The 20686-nt window shown below is 52.7% G+C and carries 17 protein-coding genes and 1 riboswitch; of the genes, 8 read left to right on the plus strand and 9 right to left on the minus strand.

The genetic code is table 11. The features are described 5' to 3' along the window. The first annotated feature begins 3 nt into the window (after positions 1-3). The 3 genes from KIS77_02930 (at position 4) to KIS77_02940 (ending at position 2170) form a co-directional block, all read left to right on the plus strand. Entirely contained in the window at positions 4-372 is a 369-nt protein-coding gene (locus tag KIS77_02930; protein ID MCW5921270.1) for a hypothetical protein, read from the plus strand. A gap of 129 nt (positions 373-501) precedes the next feature. After that, positions 502-1722, plus strand: a complete 1221-nt coding sequence (locus KIS77_02935; protein MCW5921271.1) for a DUF3843 family protein — start codon at positions 502-504, stop codon at positions 1720-1722. 157 nt (positions 1723-1879) lie between these two features. Beyond that, positions 1880-2170 carry a hypothetical protein gene (locus tag KIS77_02940; protein MCW5921272.1) on the plus strand — a complete coding sequence of 97 codons (291 nt, stop codon included), beginning with the start codon at positions 1880-1882 and terminating at the stop codon, positions 2168-2170. Between the two features lie 724 nt (positions 2171-2894). Here the strand turns inward: KIS77_02940 and KIS77_02945 are convergent. After that, the gene (locus tag KIS77_02945; protein MCW5921273.1) at positions 2895-3689 is read right to left on the minus strand and encodes a hypothetical protein; all 795 of its coding nucleotides are present in this window, start codon (positions 3687-3689) and stop codon (positions 2895-2897) included. Positions 3690-3776: 87 nt separating this feature from the next. Further along, entirely contained in the window at positions 3777-4250 is a 474-nt protein-coding gene (locus tag KIS77_02950) for an Lrp/AsnC ligand binding domain-containing protein (GenBank protein MCW5921274.1), read from the minus strand. 180 nt (positions 4251-4430) lie between these two features. Here KIS77_02950 and KIS77_02955 point away from each other — a divergent pair, with 180 nt between their 5' ends. After that, positions 4431-6065 (plus strand): S41 family peptidase, encoded by a 1635-nt coding sequence (locus tag KIS77_02955; GenBank protein ID MCW5921275.1) that lies wholly within the window; start codon positions 4431-4433, stop codon positions 6063-6065. A 439-nt stretch (positions 6066-6504) separates the two neighbouring features. On the opposite strand, the gene KIS77_02960 is transcribed toward KIS77_02955, so the two are convergent. From KIS77_02960 to KIS77_02980, 5 genes are all read right to left on the minus strand, one after another. After that, a complete protein-coding gene (locus tag KIS77_02960) occupies positions 6505-7440 on the minus strand; it encodes a hypothetical protein (GenBank protein ID MCW5921276.1) in 936 nt (311 codons plus the stop codon). 41 nt (positions 7441-7481) lie between these two features. Beyond that, complete coding sequence (locus tag KIS77_02965) at positions 7482-8096, minus strand: OmpA family protein (protein ID MCW5921277.1); 615 nt, start codon at positions 8094-8096, stop codon at positions 7482-7484. A 476-nt stretch (positions 8097-8572) separates the two neighbouring features. Further along, on the minus strand, positions 8573-9907 hold the full coding sequence (locus tag KIS77_02970) for a dihydroorotase (GenBank protein ID MCW5921278.1): 1335 nt from the start codon (positions 9905-9907) through the stop codon (positions 8573-8575). A gap of 548 nt (positions 9908-10455) precedes the next feature. Continuing rightward, positions 10456-11370 carry a GTPase Era gene (gene era / locus KIS77_02975; GenBank protein MCW5921279.1) on the minus strand — a complete coding sequence of 305 codons (915 nt, stop codon included), beginning with the start codon at positions 11368-11370 and terminating at the stop codon, positions 10456-10458. 23 nt (positions 11371-11393) lie between these two features. Next, entirely contained in the window at positions 11394-11981 is a 588-nt protein-coding gene (locus KIS77_02980) for a hypothetical protein (protein ID MCW5921280.1), read from the minus strand. Between the two features lie 103 nt (positions 11982-12084). Between KIS77_02980 and KIS77_02985 the strand changes: the two genes are divergently transcribed. After that, positions 12085-12630 (plus strand): ATP-binding protein, encoded by a 546-nt coding sequence (locus tag KIS77_02985; protein ID MCW5921281.1) that lies wholly within the window; start codon positions 12085-12087, stop codon positions 12628-12630. 10 nt (positions 12631-12640) lie between these two features. After that, positions 12641-12737, plus strand: a riboswitch (TPP riboswitch). A 198-nt stretch (positions 12738-12935) separates the two neighbouring features. After that, positions 12936-15119 carry a TonB-dependent receptor gene (locus KIS77_02990; protein ID MCW5921282.1) on the plus strand — a complete coding sequence of 728 codons (2184 nt, stop codon included), beginning with the start codon at positions 12936-12938 and terminating at the stop codon, positions 15117-15119. Positions 15120-15197: 78 nt separating this feature from the next. Here KIS77_02990 and KIS77_02995 read toward each other — a convergent pair whose 3' ends face one another. After that, positions 15198-16973 carry a LysM peptidoglycan-binding domain-containing protein gene (locus KIS77_02995; protein ID MCW5921283.1) on the minus strand — a complete coding sequence of 592 codons (1776 nt, stop codon included), beginning with the start codon at positions 16971-16973 and terminating at the stop codon, positions 15198-15200. Positions 16974-17025: 52 nt separating this feature from the next. After that, a complete protein-coding gene (locus KIS77_03000; GenBank protein MCW5921284.1) occupies positions 17026-18801 on the minus strand; it encodes a LysM peptidoglycan-binding domain-containing protein in 1776 nt (591 codons plus the stop codon). A gap of 512 nt (positions 18802-19313) precedes the next feature. Here KIS77_03000 and surE point away from each other — a divergent pair. Further along, complete coding sequence (gene surE / locus KIS77_03005; GenBank protein MCW5921285.1) at positions 19314-20120, plus strand: 5'/3'-nucleotidase SurE; 807 nt, start codon at positions 19314-19316, stop codon at positions 20118-20120. 62 nt (positions 20121-20182) lie between these two features. Then, complete coding sequence (locus KIS77_03010; GenBank protein ID MCW5921286.1) at positions 20183-20665, plus strand: hypothetical protein; 483 nt, start codon at positions 20183-20185, stop codon at positions 20663-20665. Positions 20666-20686: the final 21 nt, after the last annotated feature.

Here is a 20686-nt window from a genome sequence, read left to right on the forward strand (position 1 = left end):
ACCATGCCACCCTCCCACGACCCCGCCCGCGAACACCGCATCCTCGACGAAATCATCGTGGACTGCTACGACGAGGAAGAAGAACTCATGGGCCGGTACTACTACATGACCGACAATCTGGAGTTTCCCATCACCGCCACCGCCCGGATGCCCCTGCGCGGCGGCACGACGGAGGAAAAAACCGAGCAAATCGTGGAGGTGGACCCCAAAAGCGAGACAGGCAGCCCCATTCGTTTGGGCGTGGCAGAGGAAGGCAGCGAGCGCATCCACCACATCAGCCCGGCAGACCTCGTGCGCCTCGACACCACGCCCGAAAATCTGGAAATCATCAATGACTGGCTCTACTGGCACGATTTCGAGTTGTTGCATTGAAGCACGCGGCACGCGAAAACCCGTTCCAGAATATCTCCCGAAACGAAGTGGTCAAAGTGAAATACCCGGATGGCGCCATCCGCAAGGGGAAGTTCAAGCGACTGGAAGATGATTTGCGGGCGGGAAAATGTGAGTTGGTGCAATAAACCAGCCGTCTTTACCTTCGCCTTGCAATTTCCTTTTCGACATGGCCAAGCGCACTTTCTCTGTATTCGCCGTCACCACAGCCGACTGGCTCAAGTACTGCCCTTACAAGCAATTCTCGCCGCAGTACGATGGTATTACCTGCGGCTCTCCAACCGTGTGTTCGAGGCGCTGAACGCATCAGATTTTCTTCGGGGCATTATTGCCCGCGAGCACACAGTCGAGCTCGCCGTCGTGCTTGCGTCGTGGTTTGAGGACTATGCGAACGAAATCGGCCTTTGGGCTATTTTTGTTCGCAAAAACAAGGAGCTACACGGCTACGAACTGCCATTTTACAATCTCGACGACTACGACCCCGACGACATGAATCCCGAGGACATCGCTTATCTCGTGTGGCATTTCTGCTGCAACGCTACCAACAAAATCTTCAGTCCTGACAACGCCGACTTGCTGAAAATGGCCGATGCGCTGTTGGAAACCTTTGATGAGGCGCTCGACGAAGCGCCCGGCACCGATTTCTACGACGATTTCCTGCATATTGCTCCCGACATTTATTTTTTCAATCTAAAAAGCAAGCTGTATTGGCTGGCCTTTCAATGCTACCTCACCGCGCCCGAGATGAGACGTGAAATGGATGAAGCAGTGCGGAAACTCTTGGAAGAAAAAAATGACTTGCTCCGCGCCTACGACGACCCCAACAAACTCATCTACACCATGCAGGATGATTATTTATACAAAAAATGCTCGTCGTTTCTCGCTTTCACCATGCCCGACTGGCTGGCGGAAGTGGCGCGTTGCCCCGACGATTCCCTGCACGACGATATCCGCAAATTATCCCGGCGTGTGCTCGGCGAGTTTGTCTATGAGGCCTACGAGGGAGACTATTACAAATTTCGGTATCTGCACACCAAGCGACTTTTTCTTGTGCAGCAGGAATCTGTGACCCTGAAGGGCATCAGCCTAGGCGAACTGGTGCTCACTAGCATCGTCGAATGGCGCGGCGAATGGTGGGTCACTGGCACGATTGCCAATTTGGGCAATGCCGAGTTCGCACTGAAAAACACGAACAAAAAGTTCGACCCTTCCACGGTTTCGTTTTACGCATGGCCGGAAGAGCAACAGCAGGTGCTGCGCGACACTGCTTCCAATATGGAAGGCGGCCTACCTCGAATACTTTGGCGCTCCAATGGTATTTTTCAAAGATGAGAAAGACGTACATACCGCATTTAAGGATGCAAACGATTTATACAATAGCAGATTGAGCAAGGGAGGGTGGTTTGCGCCTAAGCCGTCAAAGCCCGAAACGCGCAATTTTTTTACTTCGCCGAGCTAGCTGTATAATGGAACGGGCGTTGCCATTTTTTTGGAGCCGGGCGTAGGCGCGGTCATTTCTTCGTTGCTGGCGGAAATCGCTTATTTGCTCGATAAGCCAGAGCCGACTCGTGAAGAGTCCGCGGCCTTGTTTTTTGACCTTTTCAAAGAGTGCAGCTTAGCCTCTGTGCAATATATGCTGGAGCATTTTTCGTCGCGCAATCTGCATTTTCCCGTCCTCACCAATCTCTCCCCCCTGCCATACCCTGAGTATCTCATGCGATTTTACAACCCCGACTCATTCAGGGAGAAAATACCCATCAACACTTTTATGCCAAGTTGATTTGATTTGCGATTTGCGATTTGCGATTTACGATTTGCGATTTGCGATTTGCGATTTACGATTTGCGATTTGCGATTTGCGATTTGCGATTTACGATTTACGATTTGCGATTTACGATTTGCGATTTGCGATTTGCGATTTACGATTTGCGATTTGCGATTTGCGATTTACGATTTACGATTTACGATTTGCGATTTACGATTTGCGATTTGCGATTGGTTGTCTGGCCAATGCAGCAAACGTTTTTGCGCTTGTTGGGCAGGGCAAACGCATCAAAATACAACCGACCTCGGAGAGGTTTGATATTGGTAGGAATGGCGTGTTTTTGTGATAATTATCACGACCTCGGAGAGGTCAAATGTCTATCTCAGCAAACAGGTCACCAACATTCGACCCCGCTGGGGTCGTAAATACGGCGAAAATGGGGGGGGCTAGCAACATTTGATATCTCCGAGGTTTGTGCCATTTTGATGAGTTTGCCCTGCCCTTGTTGGTGTCCTCGCCATAGGCATCAGGCTAAGCCATATTTTTTGTCATCCTGTAAGGAACTGTCCGCTTTACGAGGGCAAATCGCGGACTTTTGGCCCTTGCTGGCATCCTTCGCCAACAAGAAGCGGTGGAATGAATGGGGCTGTGCCTGACGATGTCTCGCTCCGTCGCTTGCTATCGGCGGGGACAACAACAGCGGCACCAATTCTCAAATTGGCACACTCTCAAATCCTCCCTAAAACTCCACGACCACTGCTTTTGTGTTGTTCGCTCGGGAGCAATCGCGCACGGTGTGAAAAGGGTCGAGCTCGAAGACGAGGTTAGGCATGAAGGCCGTGCGTTTGGAGAGGCTGATTTCGATGTCGCCTTGCAAAAAGTGCCCCGGCAAGAGCAACCCGTCGAGTGTTTCGCGGCCTTTTTGGACAAAAACACCGTCGGCCAGTATAGAGCCTCGCGTGAGTTTGGTGCCGGAAGTGAAATAGACGTTGACGGCGAGATTGTCTTCGAGGCTATCGGTGGCGCCGAGCAGTTGGGCGGTGGCGTTGCCCACGTTGCGTACCACAAAGCGCAGCGACATTGCCTTGTCGGTGTATTGCACGATGTAGGCCGTGTCGAGCATCAGGTCGGGGCAGCCTTCGGGCGTGTCGGGCGGCGTGTCGAGCGATTTTATCCTCATTTCGAGTGCGAGGTCGCGCATGATTTCGCCGGGCAGGAGGCTGATTTTTTCTTGTCGGATGGCATCGGAGAGCAGCTGTTCGCGCCCGCGCAGCACGGGGGGGAGTTTCACGGTGTCGAGCTCGACGATGAGGCTTTCGGGTGTTTCCTCCGTTTTTTTGCCCAAAGCGATGGGCAAGCGGCCCGTGTTGGCGACGGAGAGCTTCAGCGAGAGGCTTTCCGATTTTTGTTTTTTGATGGAAACGTCGAAGAGGCTGATGCGGTAGCCGGAATAAACGGGCACGTTGGGCTGTGCCGAAGCAGCCGAGGAGAGCAGGAGTGCAAAAAAAAGCAGCGAGCCGATTCTGAGAAGCATGGGTTGCTGGCAGCAAAATACCGGATGCAAATAAACAACGCGGACGCTGAAATACATGGCAACCGCACCGCCATTTGCTCTTTGTTTTCAATCAGCCTCCAAAAAGTTGACCGGGCGGCTGATACTCTCCTCCAAGGAAATCAAGGTTTCCGTGCGTTGTATGCCTTCTATTTTCTGGATTTTGTCGTGCAACACAAGGCGCAAGTGATTCGTATCTTTGCACACGATTTTGGCTAGAATGCTGTATGCGCCCGTCGTGTAGTTGGCTTCCACCACCTCGGGTATGTTTCTAAGGTGTTCTACCACCTCGTCGTAGAGCGAGCTTTTGTCCAGATAAATGCCGAGAAAAGCCGTCACGTCGTAGCCGAGCCTGTGGTAGTCGAGCAGCACGCTGGAGCCGCGCACGATGCCCATTTGCTCCATTTTTTTCATTCGGACGTGAATGGTGCCGCTCGAGACAAAAAGCAGTTTGGCGATATCGGTGTAGGGCATTTTGCCGTCTTCCACCAGTTTGGCGAGAATTTGTTTGTCGAGTTGGTCAATTTCTGGATGTTCTATCATAACCGAAGTTTTTTGTGATGCCGAGGCACCAGATTTTCATGAGTGCGGGTAAAAACTGGATTAGTGATGAAAAATTTCAAACAAAAGTATAACCTTTTTGAAACAGCAATAATTTTTTGCGAAAAAAATTGAACAAAAGACCTGCGAGCGCCCTTCTGTTCGCAGCCAACACAAAAACGCATGACCGAACCACAAGCGCCCCTTTCCAAATTTCAAACCCGGCTACCCTTGATTCTGGCCCTCACGTTGGCGGTCGGTTTGTTCATAGGCCAACAGTTGCCACGCTATGGCACCAACATCCGCTATGTGCCCAGCGGCCAGACGGGGCCTGTGGCCGGCACGCTCGACGAAATCCTCCGCTATATAGAAGCACGTTATGTGGACACGGTGGGTGCCGACGAACTGAAGGTGGGCGCCATCGAACACCTGCTTGAGCAACTCGACCCTCACTCCGTTTACATCACGCCCGATGAGTTGTCGGCGGTGGAAGACGATATGAGCGGCGGCTTCGAGGGGGTGGGCATCGAGTTTCTCATGGTGGACGACACGATTCAGGTGGTGACGCCGCTTTCGGGCGGGCCTTCGGAAACGGCGGGTATCCTACCCGGCGACAAAATCGTGACCATCAACGACACCGTGGTGGCCGGGGTTAAAATTGACAATGGAAAAATTTACAAGAAGTTGCGCGGGCCGAAAGGCTCCTCCGTTCGGCTGGGCATCCTGCGCGGGCGAGAGCAGTCGCTGCGGGCTTTCACCATTGTCCGCGATGTGATTCCGGTGAAAAGCGTGGACATTGCCTATATGCTCGACGATAAAACGGGCTATGTGAAAATCAACCGATTTAGCGCCCGCACCAATCAAGAGTTCACGGAGGCGTTGATGCCTCTTTCGGAAAAAGGGATGCAAAACCTCGTGCTCGACCTGCGCGGTAACCCGGGAGGCTATCTGGAAGAGGCCACTGATTTGCTGAGTCAGTTTTTTCCCGATGGCAGATTGCTGGTTTATACCGAAGGACGCGCCGAAAAACGGCGAGAATACAAGAGCAAGGGGCGCACGAAATTCAACATCGTTCATGTGGCTGTGCTGATTGATGAGGGTTCGGCCTCTGCCAGCGAAATCGTGGCGGGCGCCGTGCAGGATTGGGACAGGGGATGGGTCGTCGGCAGGCGCTCTTTCGGCAAGGGATTGGTGCAGGAACAATACTCGCTGGGCGACGGCGGCGCGTTGCGGCTCACGGTGGCGCGGTATTTCACCCCCAGCGGGCGTTGCATCCAGCGTGATTACAAGCATACGCTGGACTACGATTTTGAGGCCGAACGCCGCTACGAAAACGGCGAGTTGGCCGATTCGTCCAAAATCCGATTTGCCGACAGCACCAAGTACTACACCGGGATGGGGCGCGTGGTGTATGGCGGTGGCGGCATCACGCCCGACATCTTTATCCCGATAGACACCTCGTTTTCAAATGATTATTTCTACGAGGTACGCCAGCATGTGCCCCAGTTTGCGTCGCGCTGGATGGAAGGACACCCACGCGGCGCTTTGCCCTCGAGCCTGTCAGCCTTCATGCGTTCTTTTGTGGTGTCGGATGATATGTTATCGGATTTGGTGGATTATGCGGAAAAACAAGGTGTCGCACGCAACGACGCGGCCCTGAGAAGGTGCCGAGCCGAACTCCAACTCCAGCTCAAAGCCCGCATCGCCAAAATACTTTTCCATGAAGAAGGGCTTTATTCGGTGCTCAACGACGACGACCCCGCGGTGGAAAAAGCCTTGCAGGTGCTTCGCAGCGGGGAGCCGGTGGCAAAGAAATAGTTTGCAAACGTGCGTTCGGAGTTAACACTTTTGAAAATATAGGGACGGTGCCCTGAAACACATTCCAGGGCGCTGCCCCTCCATCAAACAATATCGAGCATCTGCTACCGATTTTTCGGGGCGCTGCCCCTGCCAGAGTGGTCAAAAAAATTCAAATATCGCAAACGTTTGATTTCCATAAAGTCATTTTAGCACCTCAAAGAGGTGAAAAGTTGATAAAAACCGGGAATCAGTCAGCGATGCTCGCTTTGTTGGGTTCTGAGGTGCCATCCCGGGAGCATGGAGGGGTGACATCTCAAGGACAGGCCGAGGTGTCACCTTTTTCGTTTCGCAAAAGATGCCACCTCTTGTGAACCGAGAGTGGCAGGGAATCAATTAGTCAAGCGCCACACCTGTTAGGTCAAATATCTTCGAGAACACGTTTTGTAAGAATGTCTTGCTAATGAGGCGTTTTTCCGCCTTTCAAAAATCCTTGAATGGATTTGAGTTGTTCCCATTGGTCATTGGCGGCGAGATTGGCTTGCGAGGGCCAAGTGCCGGGGTCGTGCATGGCTAGTTGAGGGCCGGCGGCAGCGAGTATCTCCTTCAAGCGCGTCACCTCGGCATCGGCTAGTTGTTTGTAGGTGCGGATGCCGTATTGGTGCAGCAATTCCTGAATTTTCGGGCCGATACCCTCTATTACGGTCAGGTCATCTTTTTCATTTGCCGCTGCAGCTGCCACGGGTGGGGCGGGTTCGGAGGCAGGCTCCATCTTTTCTGCCACCACTGGTGTTGGCTCCTCCTGTTCGGCAGGCGCTTCGGGTGTTGCATCATCAGTAGTTTCCTCACTAACGATAACGGTCTCGATGATTTCGATATGGGTGGTGGGTGCGTCGTCGGCTACGGTGGGTGGCTCTTCCGAAGGCAAGAAGGCGGACGAGTCAGCGGGTGGCGCTGGCTGTTCGGTGATTTCGAGCGGGATGGTCTCTGGCGTGGCGGTAGGCGGCGCAAAGGACAAGCCGAGTTCCGTTTCCAATTGGCGGTTGCGGAGTTCGGTCTCCACCAAGTCTTCCCGTTCTTGGGAGAGTTGCTCTTGAAAAAGGCGGTTTTCCTCAGAGAGTTTATCAATTTTGGCGATAAGGCCAAAGTTGTTGGCCTCGGAAGCGGAGAGTTTGGATTTGAGGTCGATCATTTCCTTGTTGAGCGCATCGGTGGTGACCGTCAGGCTCTGCACTTCGAAGCGCAGCTTCTCTGCTTCTTGCTTGTATTTGTTCCAAAGCATCCAGCCGAGCCAAAGCCCGAGCAGGAAAGCGCCGAGCAACATGATGAGGATTTCGAAGGTGTGTTGGGTGGTAGTGCCCGTACCGGGGCCGAGGTTGACTTGTTGTTCGAACATGGCGGTTTCTAAGTCTTTGGTTTGGAAGAAGATAAGCGTTACTAGTTGATTTGGATTTCGACGCGCCGATTTTTATAGCGCCCCAAGGCGGAGTCGTTGGTCGCCACGGGTTTGCTCTCTCCAAAGGATTTGCACTTGATTTGTGACTTGTTCACCCCTTTTCGCACCAGAATGTCGCGGATGCTGTTGGCGCGTTGCAGCCCCATGGTGATGTTGGCTTTGGCCTCGCCCACAAAGTCGGTGTGTCCGGTTATCGTGACCGTCGCTCCGCTATTTTTAAGATACACGGCCAGACGCGAGAGATAATCGTCCATGGCGGCATCCTCTGCTTTGCGCGAGGAGCCGTAAGGAAAGTTGATGACCACGCGGTCTGCCAAGTCAGTCAGTTGCACCTTGTCAATGCCACGTTCGTCAATGGCGGTGTTGCCGCTGGCTGCAGGGGGAAGGTTGGATGATTGCCCATCGTTTCCGGCGCTGTTCGTGGCTTGCTCGTCGGTCGCCGATGGCATCGTTTCGGGTTCGATGGCTGGGGTCGTGATGACGGGGCCGCCCACGTCTTGTTGGCCACAGGCTTTTTTGATGCCGCAGACGTACCACCAAGAACAGAGGCCGCTCCAAGCGGCAAATAGGACAAAAACGAGTGCTTTTGAATTCATTGTTGCTCGTGGTTTTTGATGTGGAAAAAACGCGGGGCAATTATCGGCATTGATTTTCAGGATTTTGAAAAAAAACACAAAAATAAACCAGCCTATCTCCCAAGTCCGTTTATTCGTTTAATCGTGGATTTGGTTATTGCGTTACACCGTGCATGACCGGAGGGCGCATTTCCAATTGTCACAAGTAAATCGGAACACTGTTCCGATATACGCTGGAACAGCGTTCCGGCGTACAGAAGCGACAATTTGAAATGCACCCTAACCGGAGACGTTTTTAAATAACCAAATCGCCTCGATTCTCGCTTTGTCGGGTTCTGAGGTGTCATCCCGGAAGAATGAAGGGTGACACCTCAGAACAGGCGAGATGTCACCTTTTTCGTTTCTCAAAAGATGACACCTCTTGAAAACCGAGCATAGCTGACCAAATCGCCGCACAAACAAATCACCAACTTGTGAGACATCCTCCCTCGTGCGATTTAACGCTCGAACAACAGCCGCTCGCCCATTTTTTGCTCAAAAAAACGCCCTTCGTGCCACGCCAAATGACCACTGACGATGGTGGAAAGCACGTTGCTTCTGAATGTGTGTCCCTCAAAGGGCGACCAGCCACATTTGTAGAAGACATTGTCGCGGCTTACCGTCCAAGCATGGTGCACATCCACGATGGACAGGTCAGCCCAGCAGCCCTCGTCGAGAAAGCCTCTTTCTGCTATTTGAAAGGCGACAGCAGGCGCGTGGCACATTTTTTCCACTATTTTTTCCAACGAGATTTCGCCTCGATGGTAGAATTCGAGCATGACGTTGAGCGAATGTTGCACCAATGGCAGTCCCGAAGGAGCCTGCAAGTACGATTGTGATTTCTCATCCCAGGTATGCGGTGCATGGTCGGTAGCCACCACGTCGAGGCGGTCGTCGAGCAACGCGGGCAGCAGCGCGGCGCGATGTTCGGGGGCTTTTATGGCAGGGTTGCATTTGATTTGGTTGCCCAAAGCAGCGTAGTCGTCCGCGCTGAACCACAGATGATGCACACACACCTCTGCCGTTATTTTCTTGTTTCTCAGGGGGGGGGTATTGTCAAACAAGGCCAGCTCATCTTTTGTGCTGATGTGCAGAATGTGGAGTCGCGTTCCATGTTTTTTGGCCAAGTCAACGGCCATGGAGGAGGAGCGCAGGCAGCCTTCGGCATTGCGGATAAGTGGGTGAAAATCGGCAGTCAGTTCATCGCCGTAGGCAGTCTTGTAGTGTTCGAGATTGCGCCGGATGGTGGCTTCGTCCTCACAATGCGTGGCGATGAGCGTCGGGGCGTTGGCAAACAAGCGTTCCAGCGTTTGTGGATGGTCCACCAACATATTCCCGGTGCTGCTGCCCATGAAAATCTTGATGCCGCATATTTTTTGGGGGTCTGTTCGCATCACCTCGTCGTAGTTGTCGTTGGTGGTGCCCATGAAGAAGGAATAATTTGCCAACGAGTTGCTTGCCGCTATTTGGTATTTGTCCTCCAACAATGCTTGCGTCACGCTGGGCGGGTTCACGTTGGGCATCTCCATGAACGACGTGGTGCCGCCAGCCACAGCTGCGCGGCTTTCCGTGGCGATGGTGGCCTTGTGCGTCAGCCCCGGTTCCCTGAAATGCACTTGGTCGTCAATGATGCCGGGCAGCACATAGTTGCCCGCTGCATCCAATTCGATGTCGGCATCTGCTGCGATGGCGGGTGCAATGTGGTCTATGCGACCATTCTTTATAAGGATGTCGGCCTCGCGGATGGTGCCGCGATTCACCAAACGGCCGTTTCGGATGAGTATGGTTGGCATGTCGGAAAATCTGATGGCGCTAAAGTACAAAGCAGGACAATTTTACTTGAAGAATCAGAATAAATGGGTGAATGAAGCGCATCTTTTGGACATGCCCATGCCACATCCTAACAAAACAATAACGGGAAGGCTCTCATTGCCTGAAAACCAAAGGGGTTCAAATTGCGATAAAAAAAATTCAATAATTTTTTTGCAAAAAATTTTGAAAATGAGGATGCCAGCATCATATATTTGTGACATCAATTGAGAAGCAAACATTTCGCCTTCACTCACCAAATAGGCGACAAAGATAAATGAAGCGTGTTTTGATGATGTCCTTCTCCGAGAAAGCTCGGAGGGGGATTTTTTTATCCCCTTTTTTGTTTCCAACTATCTGTTTGTCAGCACTTTCGCCTGTTTGCTGGGCGTTAATTTTCCGTGCCAATTTTTTTTTAAAAAAAACTTCTGGATTGCTTGTCAAATACTAGCAAGCCCGATTACCTTTGTCATAGGTTTTTTGGGGTTATATTTCTGACGGTGGGATGTTAACATCCTGCCGTCTTTTTATTTTAGTAGCCAAAGCGTTGTAGGGCGCGTTCGTCGTCGCGCCAATTGTCGCGCACTTTCACGGTGAGTTCGAGAAAAACCTTTGATTGCAAAAAACGCTCGATTTCCATGCGAGCATCGGAGCCAAGTTTCTTGATGGCGTTTCCGTTTTTTCCCAGAATGATGGCTTTTTGTGTTTCGCGCATCACATAGATGGTGGCCGCGATGCGGGCGATTGGCTCGCCTGCCTTGGTTTCGGCATCTTTAAAAGCATCCACGCTTACCTCACAGGAATAGGGGATTTCGTCGGCATAGTTGAGAAAGATTTTTTCTCGAATTATTTCGCCCACAAAAAAGCGTTCTGGCCGGTCGGTGAGTTGGTCGGGGGGATAGTATGGCGCTCCTTCTGGCAGGTAATGCAGTATTTTTTCCAGCAAAGATTGGGTCTCGTCACCTTTTAAGGCTGAAATAGCGATTGCGTCGGCAAAAGGAACTCGTTTTTTCCACCAGCCTGCCACATCTTGTGCGCGTTGTGGTGCCACGAGGTCTTTTTTGTTCAGGACCAAGAGAATGGGTGCTTCGGTTTTTTTTAGCACTTCTATGACGGGGTTGTCATCTTCCAGCTCCTCGGTCATGTCAAAGACAAACAGCATCAAGTCAGCATCTTCCACAGTGCCCTCCACAAATCGGTTCATGGCTTGGTGCATTTTGTAGGATGGTTTTTTGACGTAGCCGGGCGTGTCCGAAAAAACGATTTGGAAGTGGTCGCCAGTCAGAATACCAATGATACGGTGACGGGTGGTTTGGGGTTTGTGGGTGATGATGCTCATGCGTTCGCCCACCAATGCGTTCATCAGCGTGGATTTGCCCGCGTTGGGTCGGCCTATGATGTTGACAAAGCCGGATTTATAGTTTGTGTGCTCGGGCTGTGAATCCATGTGTCCAGTTCATTTCGATGCGCTCACCATGCCAGTCGCCGGATGCGCCCGGCTACCATGGCATCAATGATTTGAAAAACCACTTGGGGTTTTTGTGTGCGCCAGTTGATGTCGTTGTAGTCGTCGCCGAAGTGGACGTAATGTTGCAGGCGGGCTTCGTGCATCTCTTCGGCGACGTGTTGGCGCGTGTTCAGAATAGCCACCCAGCCGCCTTCTTCGTGTACGTCTTCTGCCCATTCGGCGTAGTAGTCGTCGTCGGTGGAGGCATGGAAATTGAGGACATGCTCGCAGAAAAGGACGAACTTTGTGATGCCTTTTCGCTCGAGCGGCTCCACCACGTTGCGCTTCAAAAACATGATGTCGTTGTGGAGCGCGTCGTTCCATTCGCCGATGAGCTCGATAAAGGCATATCCTTCGGCGTAGTCCGCGAAAAGGATTTTTCCGTAAAGCGTGGAGGAGCCAAACGCATCCCATTGGGGGTGCAGGTAAAAATTGTACAGCCGATGCGTGTAGTGAAACTCGCTGTACTTGCGCCCGTAAAATGGCGACTGGGCATCTTCCGACGCTATGTAGAGGTCTCGCCAGCGAAAATGCGGTTCGATGTCGTGCATGGATTGAAAAAATTAGCAGGTTGCAGGTTTTGGGTTCAGGCGCATTTCCCTGCCGCAAAATTAGGATGTTTGCACGCTTTTATTCAGCCAAAAAAAGGAAGTCGTGGAAAAGAAAAATTTTTTGAAAGTCGTGGTCACAGGCCCTGAATCCACTGGGAAAACAGCCCTGGCGGAGGCGTTGGCTCAACGGCTCGGCGTGGCTTGGGTTCCAGAGTTTGCGCGATATTATGTGGCACATTTGGGACGCCCCTATCGCCGCGAGGATTTGAAGGCGATTGGCTTGGGTCAGAGCGTTTGGGAGCAATGGTACGCGCTTAAATTTGCCGAAGACAGCTATGCAAACCTGCTTGTTTGCGACACGGATTGGACGGTGCTTCATGTTTGGGAAGAATACCGGTTCCGACCCGACGACGCTCCCGAATGGCAAAAAGGGTACGGCCCTGCCCATCTTGCCGACCTCTATTTGTTGTGTGCGCCCGATTTTCCGTGGCAGCCAGACCCGCTTCGTGAACACCCCGACGAACGCGACGCATTGTTTGATTTATACGAAGAACTGTTGCATGGCCGTCAAGCCAATTTTATCACGCTGACGGGCGGGCACGAAATGCGTCTGCAAATTGCGCTGTCGGCAATCCGCAAACTTTTCTGACCTTTGCATTCAATTCTCATTGGGGTGCCGCGCTGTGTCGCGGCTGAGATTAGACCCATCGAACTTGCCCGGGTAATTCCGGGTAAGGAACTGAGACGGGTAGTGGCATCACTACGTCGGCGAAGCCCCTTCATCGGCGGATGTTTCACTCAAATTGTTCTTCTTAAATGTTTATTCACCACACGGTGTCGAGTAGAACTACTTGCGCATCGCTTCGAGATTCCTCTAAATGCTGGACGCGTTGGGGAATGTTTCTTCCAATTTTTCTCGTTTTTTTCCCACTTGCACTTGCTGCCCAAAAAAAAATGCCCGACTCGCTTGCGCTGCAAACGGTCGTGATACAGGCTACTCGCGCTGATGCAAAAAGCCCGGTGCCGCACACCAATCTTTCGGCGGAAAAAATCGCGCAGTCGTATCATGCGCAGGACGTGCCGATGCTGTTGACGGGTGTGCCATCGCTGGTGGAAACATCGGATGCGGGCACTGGCATTGGCTACACGGGGCTTCGGATTCGCGGGAGCGACCCGACGCGGGTGAACGTGACCATCAATGGGGTGCCGCTCAATGACGCGGAAAGCCAGGGGGTTTTTTGGGTGGATTTGCCGGATTTGGCAGCCTCCGCAGCAGAAATTCAGGTGCAGCGAGGGGTCGGCACCAGCACCAATGGCGCGGGCGCGTTTGGTGCGACGGTGAATCTCGATTTGTCGAAAGTAGAGCCGGGGCCGTTTGCGGTGCTGACGGGCACATTGGGTGCTTTCGGCACGCTCAAAACTTCGGCGCAGTTCGGCACGGGCTTATTGCCGGGAAATGTGGCGTTTGGCGGTCGCGTGTCCAAGATAGATTCGGAGGGCTTCATAGACCGGGCAAGTGCCGACCTGAACTCGTTGCACTTGACGGGGGCATACATAGATGAGCGCCAATCGCTTCAGGTGCATTTTTTGTCGGGCCATACGCTTACCTATCAGGCTTGGAATGGGGTGCCCGCCCAGTATGTGCACGACGAGCACCTTAGAACATACAATACCGCCGGCACGGAACGCCCCGGCGCACCCTACGAGGATGAAGTGGACGACTACACGCAACGACACTTGCTGCTGCATTTCAAACGGATGTTTCCTTTGGGGCTGAGCCTCCAACTCAACGGCCACTACACGCGTGGCTTCGGGTTTTATGAGCAATACAAGGCCAATCAAACATTTGCCCGATATGGAATGCCCGATTTTGTGACTGGTGATGTGACGCTTACCTCGACGGATTTGGTGCGCAGACGTTGGCTCGACAACGACTTTTACGGTGTCACTTATGCTTTGCGGTGGCAGCCGCCTATCAACATGGCTTGGATGTCGGGCGCTCCAGCGATTACTTTGGGCGGGGCGGCAAGCCGGTATGAGGGGGCGCATTTTGGCGAGGTGATTTGGGCGGGTATAGCTACCGCGCCCAAGGATTTTCGCTACTACGACAACAATGCCGACAAGCGCGATGCCAATGTTTTTCTGAAAATGGAAACGGAGCTGGCAAGGGGGGGGTCCACTTTTTTGGATATGCAGGTGCGCGGGGTTCGGTACGCATTTTTGGGTTTCGACAATGACTTGAACAATGTGACGCAAACGGCCAACCTGACTTTTTTTAACCCAAAAATCGGTGCAACGTATTCATTTTCAAAAAAATGGACGGCCTACGGATTTTTCGGCATTGGCAACCGCGAGCCGAACCGCGACGACTACACCCAGTCCACCCCGAACAGTCGCCCGCGCCCGGAACGGCTTTACGACCTCGAATGGGGATTGAAAACTGGCGGCAAAACTTGGAACGCCACAGCCAATTTTTTCTGGATGCAATATCGCGACCAATTGGTGCTCGACGGGCGGCTGAACGACGTGGGCGCTTACATCCGCACGAACGTGCCCGACAGTTACCGCGCCGGGGTGGAGTTGGAAGCCTCCGGCAATATTGGTTCTCGGCTTACGCTGACGGGCAACGCGGCTTTTAGTCAGAACAAAGTCAAGGAGTTCACCGAATACCGCGACAACTGGGACACAGGCGAACAAGAAGTTTTCAAGTACAGCAACACGGATTTGGCTTTTTCGCCGAGCGTAACAGCGCGGGGTGAAGCCTTTGTTGTCATCCTGAAAGGATCTAAAAATTTGCTTTCGGCATCGCTTTCAGGCAAATACGTCGGCCAACAGTTTTTGGACAACACTTCGAACGAGAACACAGTGCTGCCCGGTTTTTTCTTTTCCGACCTTCGGCTGAACTGGGATTTGCAGAAAGTCGTGGGAGAAAAACTGAGCCTAATTGTTTCGGCGAACAATCTTTTTGACAAAAAATACTCTCCCAACGGTTGGGCTTACCGCTTTGTTTCTGAGGGCTACGACCCCCGCGCCGACGACCCTTACAGCCGTCTGGAAGGCAATGGAATCTATAACCTGACTGGATTTTTCCCGCAAGCGGGGCGACATTGGATGCTGACGGTGCGGGTGCGATGGTAGCAGGTAGGGAAACAAAACGACATGAGGCATCACCGAAAGGTTCGGGATGCCTCATGTCGTTTCTGAACTTGTTGCAGTTCAATACTTCCGAACAACGATTCTCCTGCCCGGCGTCAGTTTTTCATCCTGTTGCACGCTGTTCAAAGCTGCGAGCTCGGCCACGTTCATCTTGAACTTGATGGCGATGGAATTCATCGTTTCGCCTTGGCGCACGATGTACTCCTGTGTCGGCGGCAGCTCGCCCGGTGTGCCGGGAGCAGTCGGGCTGGCATCGGTGACGCCTCCGCTCGGCAAATTGGTAGCCGCAGCTGGTGTGGCTGCGGGGTTCGAGAAACCGCCATAGCTAGGCGATATGTCCGGCTGATTGCCCTGTGGTGGGGTGTTGGCGGGGGTCAAGACGTTTGAAACGGTCGGTGGGGGGCCATAAGTGGCTGGGGTTCTTGGCGTAGTGGAAGAGCTGGAGGGCAATTGGCAAGTGCAATCAGGTATCACGATTTGCTGACCGGCTTGTAGTGCCACACTGCCTTCTAAGGCGAAATTGTTGGCGCGTCGCACACATTCCTCGGGGCAGACGTATCGCTTGGATATGCCATAGAGGGTTTCGCCTTTTTGCACGACGTGGATGCGTGTGCCCGAGGTGGGGGCTGTCGTGTTGGGGGGCTGCTGCTGATTAAAGGTCTGTTGTGTGCCCTGATAGTTGCCACCCCAATAGATAGACTGGTTTTGCACGGTAGGCCCTGTTGATGCCGGAGCCGTGTTCCCTTTGGAGGTGGTGGAAGTGGCGGGTGGCTTGGCGCTGGCAGGTGGTTTTTGCACCCATATTTGTTGGCATACCTCGATGTGGTCGGGGTTTTTGATGCCGTTCCAGTTGATAAGCGACTTCAAATCAACGTTGTAGGTGCGAGAAATAGCTTTAAGCGACTCGCCGCGCTGTACGATGTGGTAGCCTTTGCCGGGTGGGGTGGGGCAGTTATATGGATTGTAAGCGTTTGCTGCGGTGCCGCCAGTGTTAGCGGTTGGGCCAGTTATCTGGTTGTTTCCGCCCACATTCGCGTTTTCCTTGTCGGGTTCCTTGCCGGTGTTGTAGCCGGGCGTTGTTGTCCAAGAGGGGGTGGTGTTGCTGTTGATGACATCCGAGTAGGGGCATATCGAGGCAAGATATTGGTCAATTCCCACTCCGTTGACACTGTTGAGCCGTATTTCGTTTTGTTCCAAATCAGCGGCGGTGGCACCGATGCGGCTATTCACGATGCCAATGCCGTAGATGAAATCAAAATTGGTTCTTTCCGTAAACCCGCGTGCTGGTTCGCCGTTGAAGCGCCATTGATAGCGGCAATTGGCCAATTGAGACCCCGCGAAACGGATGACGGTCTGCGAGGCATCGCTTTGAAGGTTGTCTTGATAGCTGAGTTTGGTCGTGTCAATGGCGAAAGTGTATTTCTGTCCTACCACGAGGTACCATTGTCCGTAGCGTTTTATCTGGGTGGCCGAATAAATCGGCATCATCACATAGCCGCTGCTGGGTTGTTGGAGGATGACATACAGCTGGCGAGTGTTGGGCTGGTCGTTGATGATTTTCACTACCTCGTCGTTCAGGCGTAGGTTGCTGCAATCAAAAGTGCCGACGGGCAGTTCGCCTGTTGGCAAGCCGCTGCCACCCGACCAAAAAATGAATTGTTCGTCGGGGTTCGTCTGTACCGAATAGGCGTAGAGTGGCGCTCCCGTTCGGGTGTATCGGTACTCCAATTGCTTCATGCAATTTGTGCCGAACAACACATACGCAGGAGCTACTTGCGCTGTTGCCGAAGAAACAAGCGAGCAAAGCGCAATGACTGTGAGAAGGAGATTTTTCATGACATTCTGTTTTTGAAAAAGAGGTTGTTAGAGTTGCTGGGTTTTGAGCAGATTACTTCGGTATTTTCAAAATGCTGCGTGGCGTGGGCTCTTGGTTGGCTGCCAAATTGTTGGCAGCAGCTAGCTTTTCTGGCGAAATGCCATATCGCTGCGCGATGGAGGCCAATGTGTCGCCCGATTGGACGATGTACTCGCCCACATACTCAAAATTGGACGGTTGTCTGATGGCTGGAGGCGAAAAAGGAGTGTTGTTTGCTCCTTGCGTCATGCTAGAAGCTTTTACGCTTGGCGCCGTGGGGGCTTGGCTGTGCTGTACTGGTGGGGAGTAGGTCAACAAATCCTCGCGTTCGCCCCTTCCGTCCGACACGACCAAGAGTGTTCCTTCCTGCAATCTATCGTCGTTGCCGGGAGGCAGGTTTTTGTTGGTTCGGTTGATGTGGCGCAAGTAAGGAGTGGCGTAGCCATACTTCCATGCGATGTCGTTGAGGGTTTCTCCCGCAAGCGTCTTGTGCATCAGCCTGCCCGGTGGAAGGATTGCAGGGTTGGGAGGGGCGGAGGTGGCTGGTGGGGTAATCGTGTGGTTGGCTGGTATTCCTGTTGTTGTCTGCGCAGGCAGTGGCCCCAAGGCAAGTTGTTGCCCGGCTTGAATGTCGTCGCCTTGAAGCTTGTTCCAGTGTTTGATGTTGGCTACCGTCACGTTGTATTTGCGAGCGATGCCAAACAACGTCTCGCCTTTCTGCACTTCATGGTATCGCGGCCCTGTCGTGGCGGGGGTGGTTGGTTCGGGCGGCGCAGTCACCCAAATTTTGTCGCACACTTTTATTTGCGCGGGGTCTTGCAGCTTGTTCCACAACAAGAGCAATTTGCGGTCCACGTTGTAAGCGCGGGCAATTGAGGCAAGCGAATCGCCCGGCTGCACCACATGGTAGCCATAGCCGGGTGGGGTAGGGCAGTTGACCAAAGGCACGTTGCCACTCGTCTCAGTAGGTTTTGTGTGAAAAGTCTCTTTGTCAGGCTCGGCAAATGGGTTGTAAGGCTTGCCGTTTGGGTCGTTTGGGTTGGTAGCGTCGGTGGGCAAACGGGTGATGAAGGTGGCGGTTCCGTCTTCATTGTTTGCGGGTGTGTGGCATGTCGCGTAAATGTAATCGTCCAAGTTCATGCCGTTGACGCGCAGTAGGCGATAGATGTTTTGCTCCATTTCACTGCCATTGCGCCCCGTTCGGTCGCTGATGATGCCAATGCTCGGAATTACTTCCACATCTGCTCGCGGCGCATCGGGGCGGGTAGGCTCCAATCGGAAAGCGTATAGCTGCTGGCAGTCCTGTCCGCGTCGCCCCGTCAGATACACGGGCGATGCCACACCGGGGCGCGACAGGTTGCGGGCGTAGTTGATGCTCGCTGTGTCCATGACAAAATCATAGTTGGGAGAGCGGAAGGCGAAATAGGTGCCCGAGCGCGCGATGTAACCAGCGGACTCGACAGGATAGGAGTGAAATCCGTTTTGCACCTTGAACACCACATAAGCCAAACGCCCACCCGCGTTAATGTTGTCAATCAGCGTAGCGTTAATCTCGTCGTGCTGACACATCACGGCACCTGCGGGCAAGTAGGTCGTCTTGAGCGGGTCCTTGTTGCTAATGACAAAAAAATACAACTCGCTCGCCCCTTTCGGAATCGAGTACATCAGCAGGTTCTGCTCCGTGTAGGTGTATTGATATTCCAACTGGTTGGTACATTCGGGGTTAAACTGGATGTAGAGCGGTGATTGGGCATTCAGCGCCGACAACACCAAAAAAAAGGTTAGGAAAGTAAAGGTGGTTCGCCTCATACGATAATTTTTTTCAGGGCTAAAACGGTTTGAAGTGATTTTGATTTTTCCCAAAATTCGCTATTTTTTCAAAAAATGGAAATTCTGAAACGCTGTGCAAGATTAGGCCAAAATTTTCAAACAAGAGGCTGAAAATCAGTACAATAATAAAATTCATAAAAAAATTCACCCTCGAACGATTTTTTTTTCGTAAAAACTTGGCGTGTCAACCCCTCCCCGCCGGGAGGAGTTGACACGCCAAGTTTTTATTTTTTTTCAACAAATCCGTCACTCGGTGCGACAACATCACACGGCAGACCGTCAAGGCCAAGCAATTTTGCATAAAACAGCCCCATGATTTTGTCAGCCATGCGAACCAATCAGGAACATCCCAGCCAATATCGTCAACGCAAGGTTTTTTTGAACCAACGACGCTCGCAATCCTTTGAAAATCACACAAATCAATCAAGGGAATCCCTGCCTTGCCAATTGGCAGGTTCAAATCTTCTTTAATCTGGGTATAACTTTGCGCCATGAATAAAAGACCTCTCATCCTAGTCACGAACGACGACGGCATCGTCGCCCCCGGCATCCGAGTCTTGGTCGAAATCGCATCCGCCCTCGGCGATGTGGTAGTGGTAGCCCCTGACTCGCCCCAAAGCGGACAGGGACATGCCATCACCATCCACGACCCCCTGCGCCTGAAAAAAGTCAATCTTTTCCCGCCCGACGTGGAAGCGTGGGAATGTTCGGGCACTCCCGTGGACTGCGTAAAATTGGCCAAGCACGTCGTGCTCAAAGGCCGCAGTATTGACCTATGCGTGTCAGGCATCAACCACGGCAGCAACGCCTCCATCAACATCATCTACTCCGGCACGCTCTCAGCTGCCATGGAGGCCTCACTTGAAGGCATCAAGAGCATTGGGTTTTCACTCGACGATTTTAGTTTCGACGCAGACTTCAGCCCCTCCAAACCCTGGGTCAGGAAAGTAATGGAGCACGCCCTCCAACATCCCTTCAAACATGGCAACTTGCTGAATGTCAACATTCCCAAACTGCCTGCCGAACAAATTCGCGGCCTGCGGGTGTGCCGTCAGGCAGATGCGCGTTGGGTGGAAAAATTCATGGAAGGACGCGACCCCAGCGGCCAGCCATACTACTGGCTCACAGGCGAGTTCGTGAACGAAGACAATGCCGACGACACCGATATCTGGGCCTTGCAAAACGGATTCATCTCGGTGGTGCCTTCCATGCACGACCTGACGAACTACAAGGCCATGAAAGAGTTGAAAGTGCTGGAACACGGCACACCCGTCAGAGAAATGCCCTCGCTGGCATAAGTTTGTTATTTTCAAAACCACTCACTCCGTCATCTGTTTCGCCACAAAACGAACACAACACAATGGCTCACGCAAATCATACCCTTATCCATGCCCTCCGTGAAACCGCACAACGCCTCCGCGACGGAGCGCCGTACGCTTGGGGACATCACGGGCAGTGCAATTGTGGCAACCTCGCACAAGTCGCCACCGCTTTTTCTGCGGAAGAAATTCAGGCCTTTGCACTTGCCAGCGCCGGCGAATGGACAGAAATCGCCGAAAATCACTGTCAAATAACCGGGGCACCTGTTGATTTGATAGTACAAAAACTGATGGAACTTGGCCTTACGCCCACCGATATTCACCATCTCGAATATCTCGACGACCGAGCGGTGTTGCGGCACCTCCCCGGCGGATTCAGGTGGCTGCGACGCAACAGCCGCAAAGACGCGGTTGACTACTTCGAAGCCTTTGCGGATTTGCTCGAAAACAAAATGCTCGACATGATGGTGGAGCACAATCTCGCCGAGCTCACCGAAAAAGAATGCGCGGTGGAAATGGCCTAACCGCTACTTTTGCCCCCTCAT

It is taken from the genome of Saprospiraceae bacterium (genome assembly GCA_026129545.1).
GTDB lineage: Bacteria > Bacteroidota > Bacteroidia > Chitinophagales > Saprospiraceae > M3007.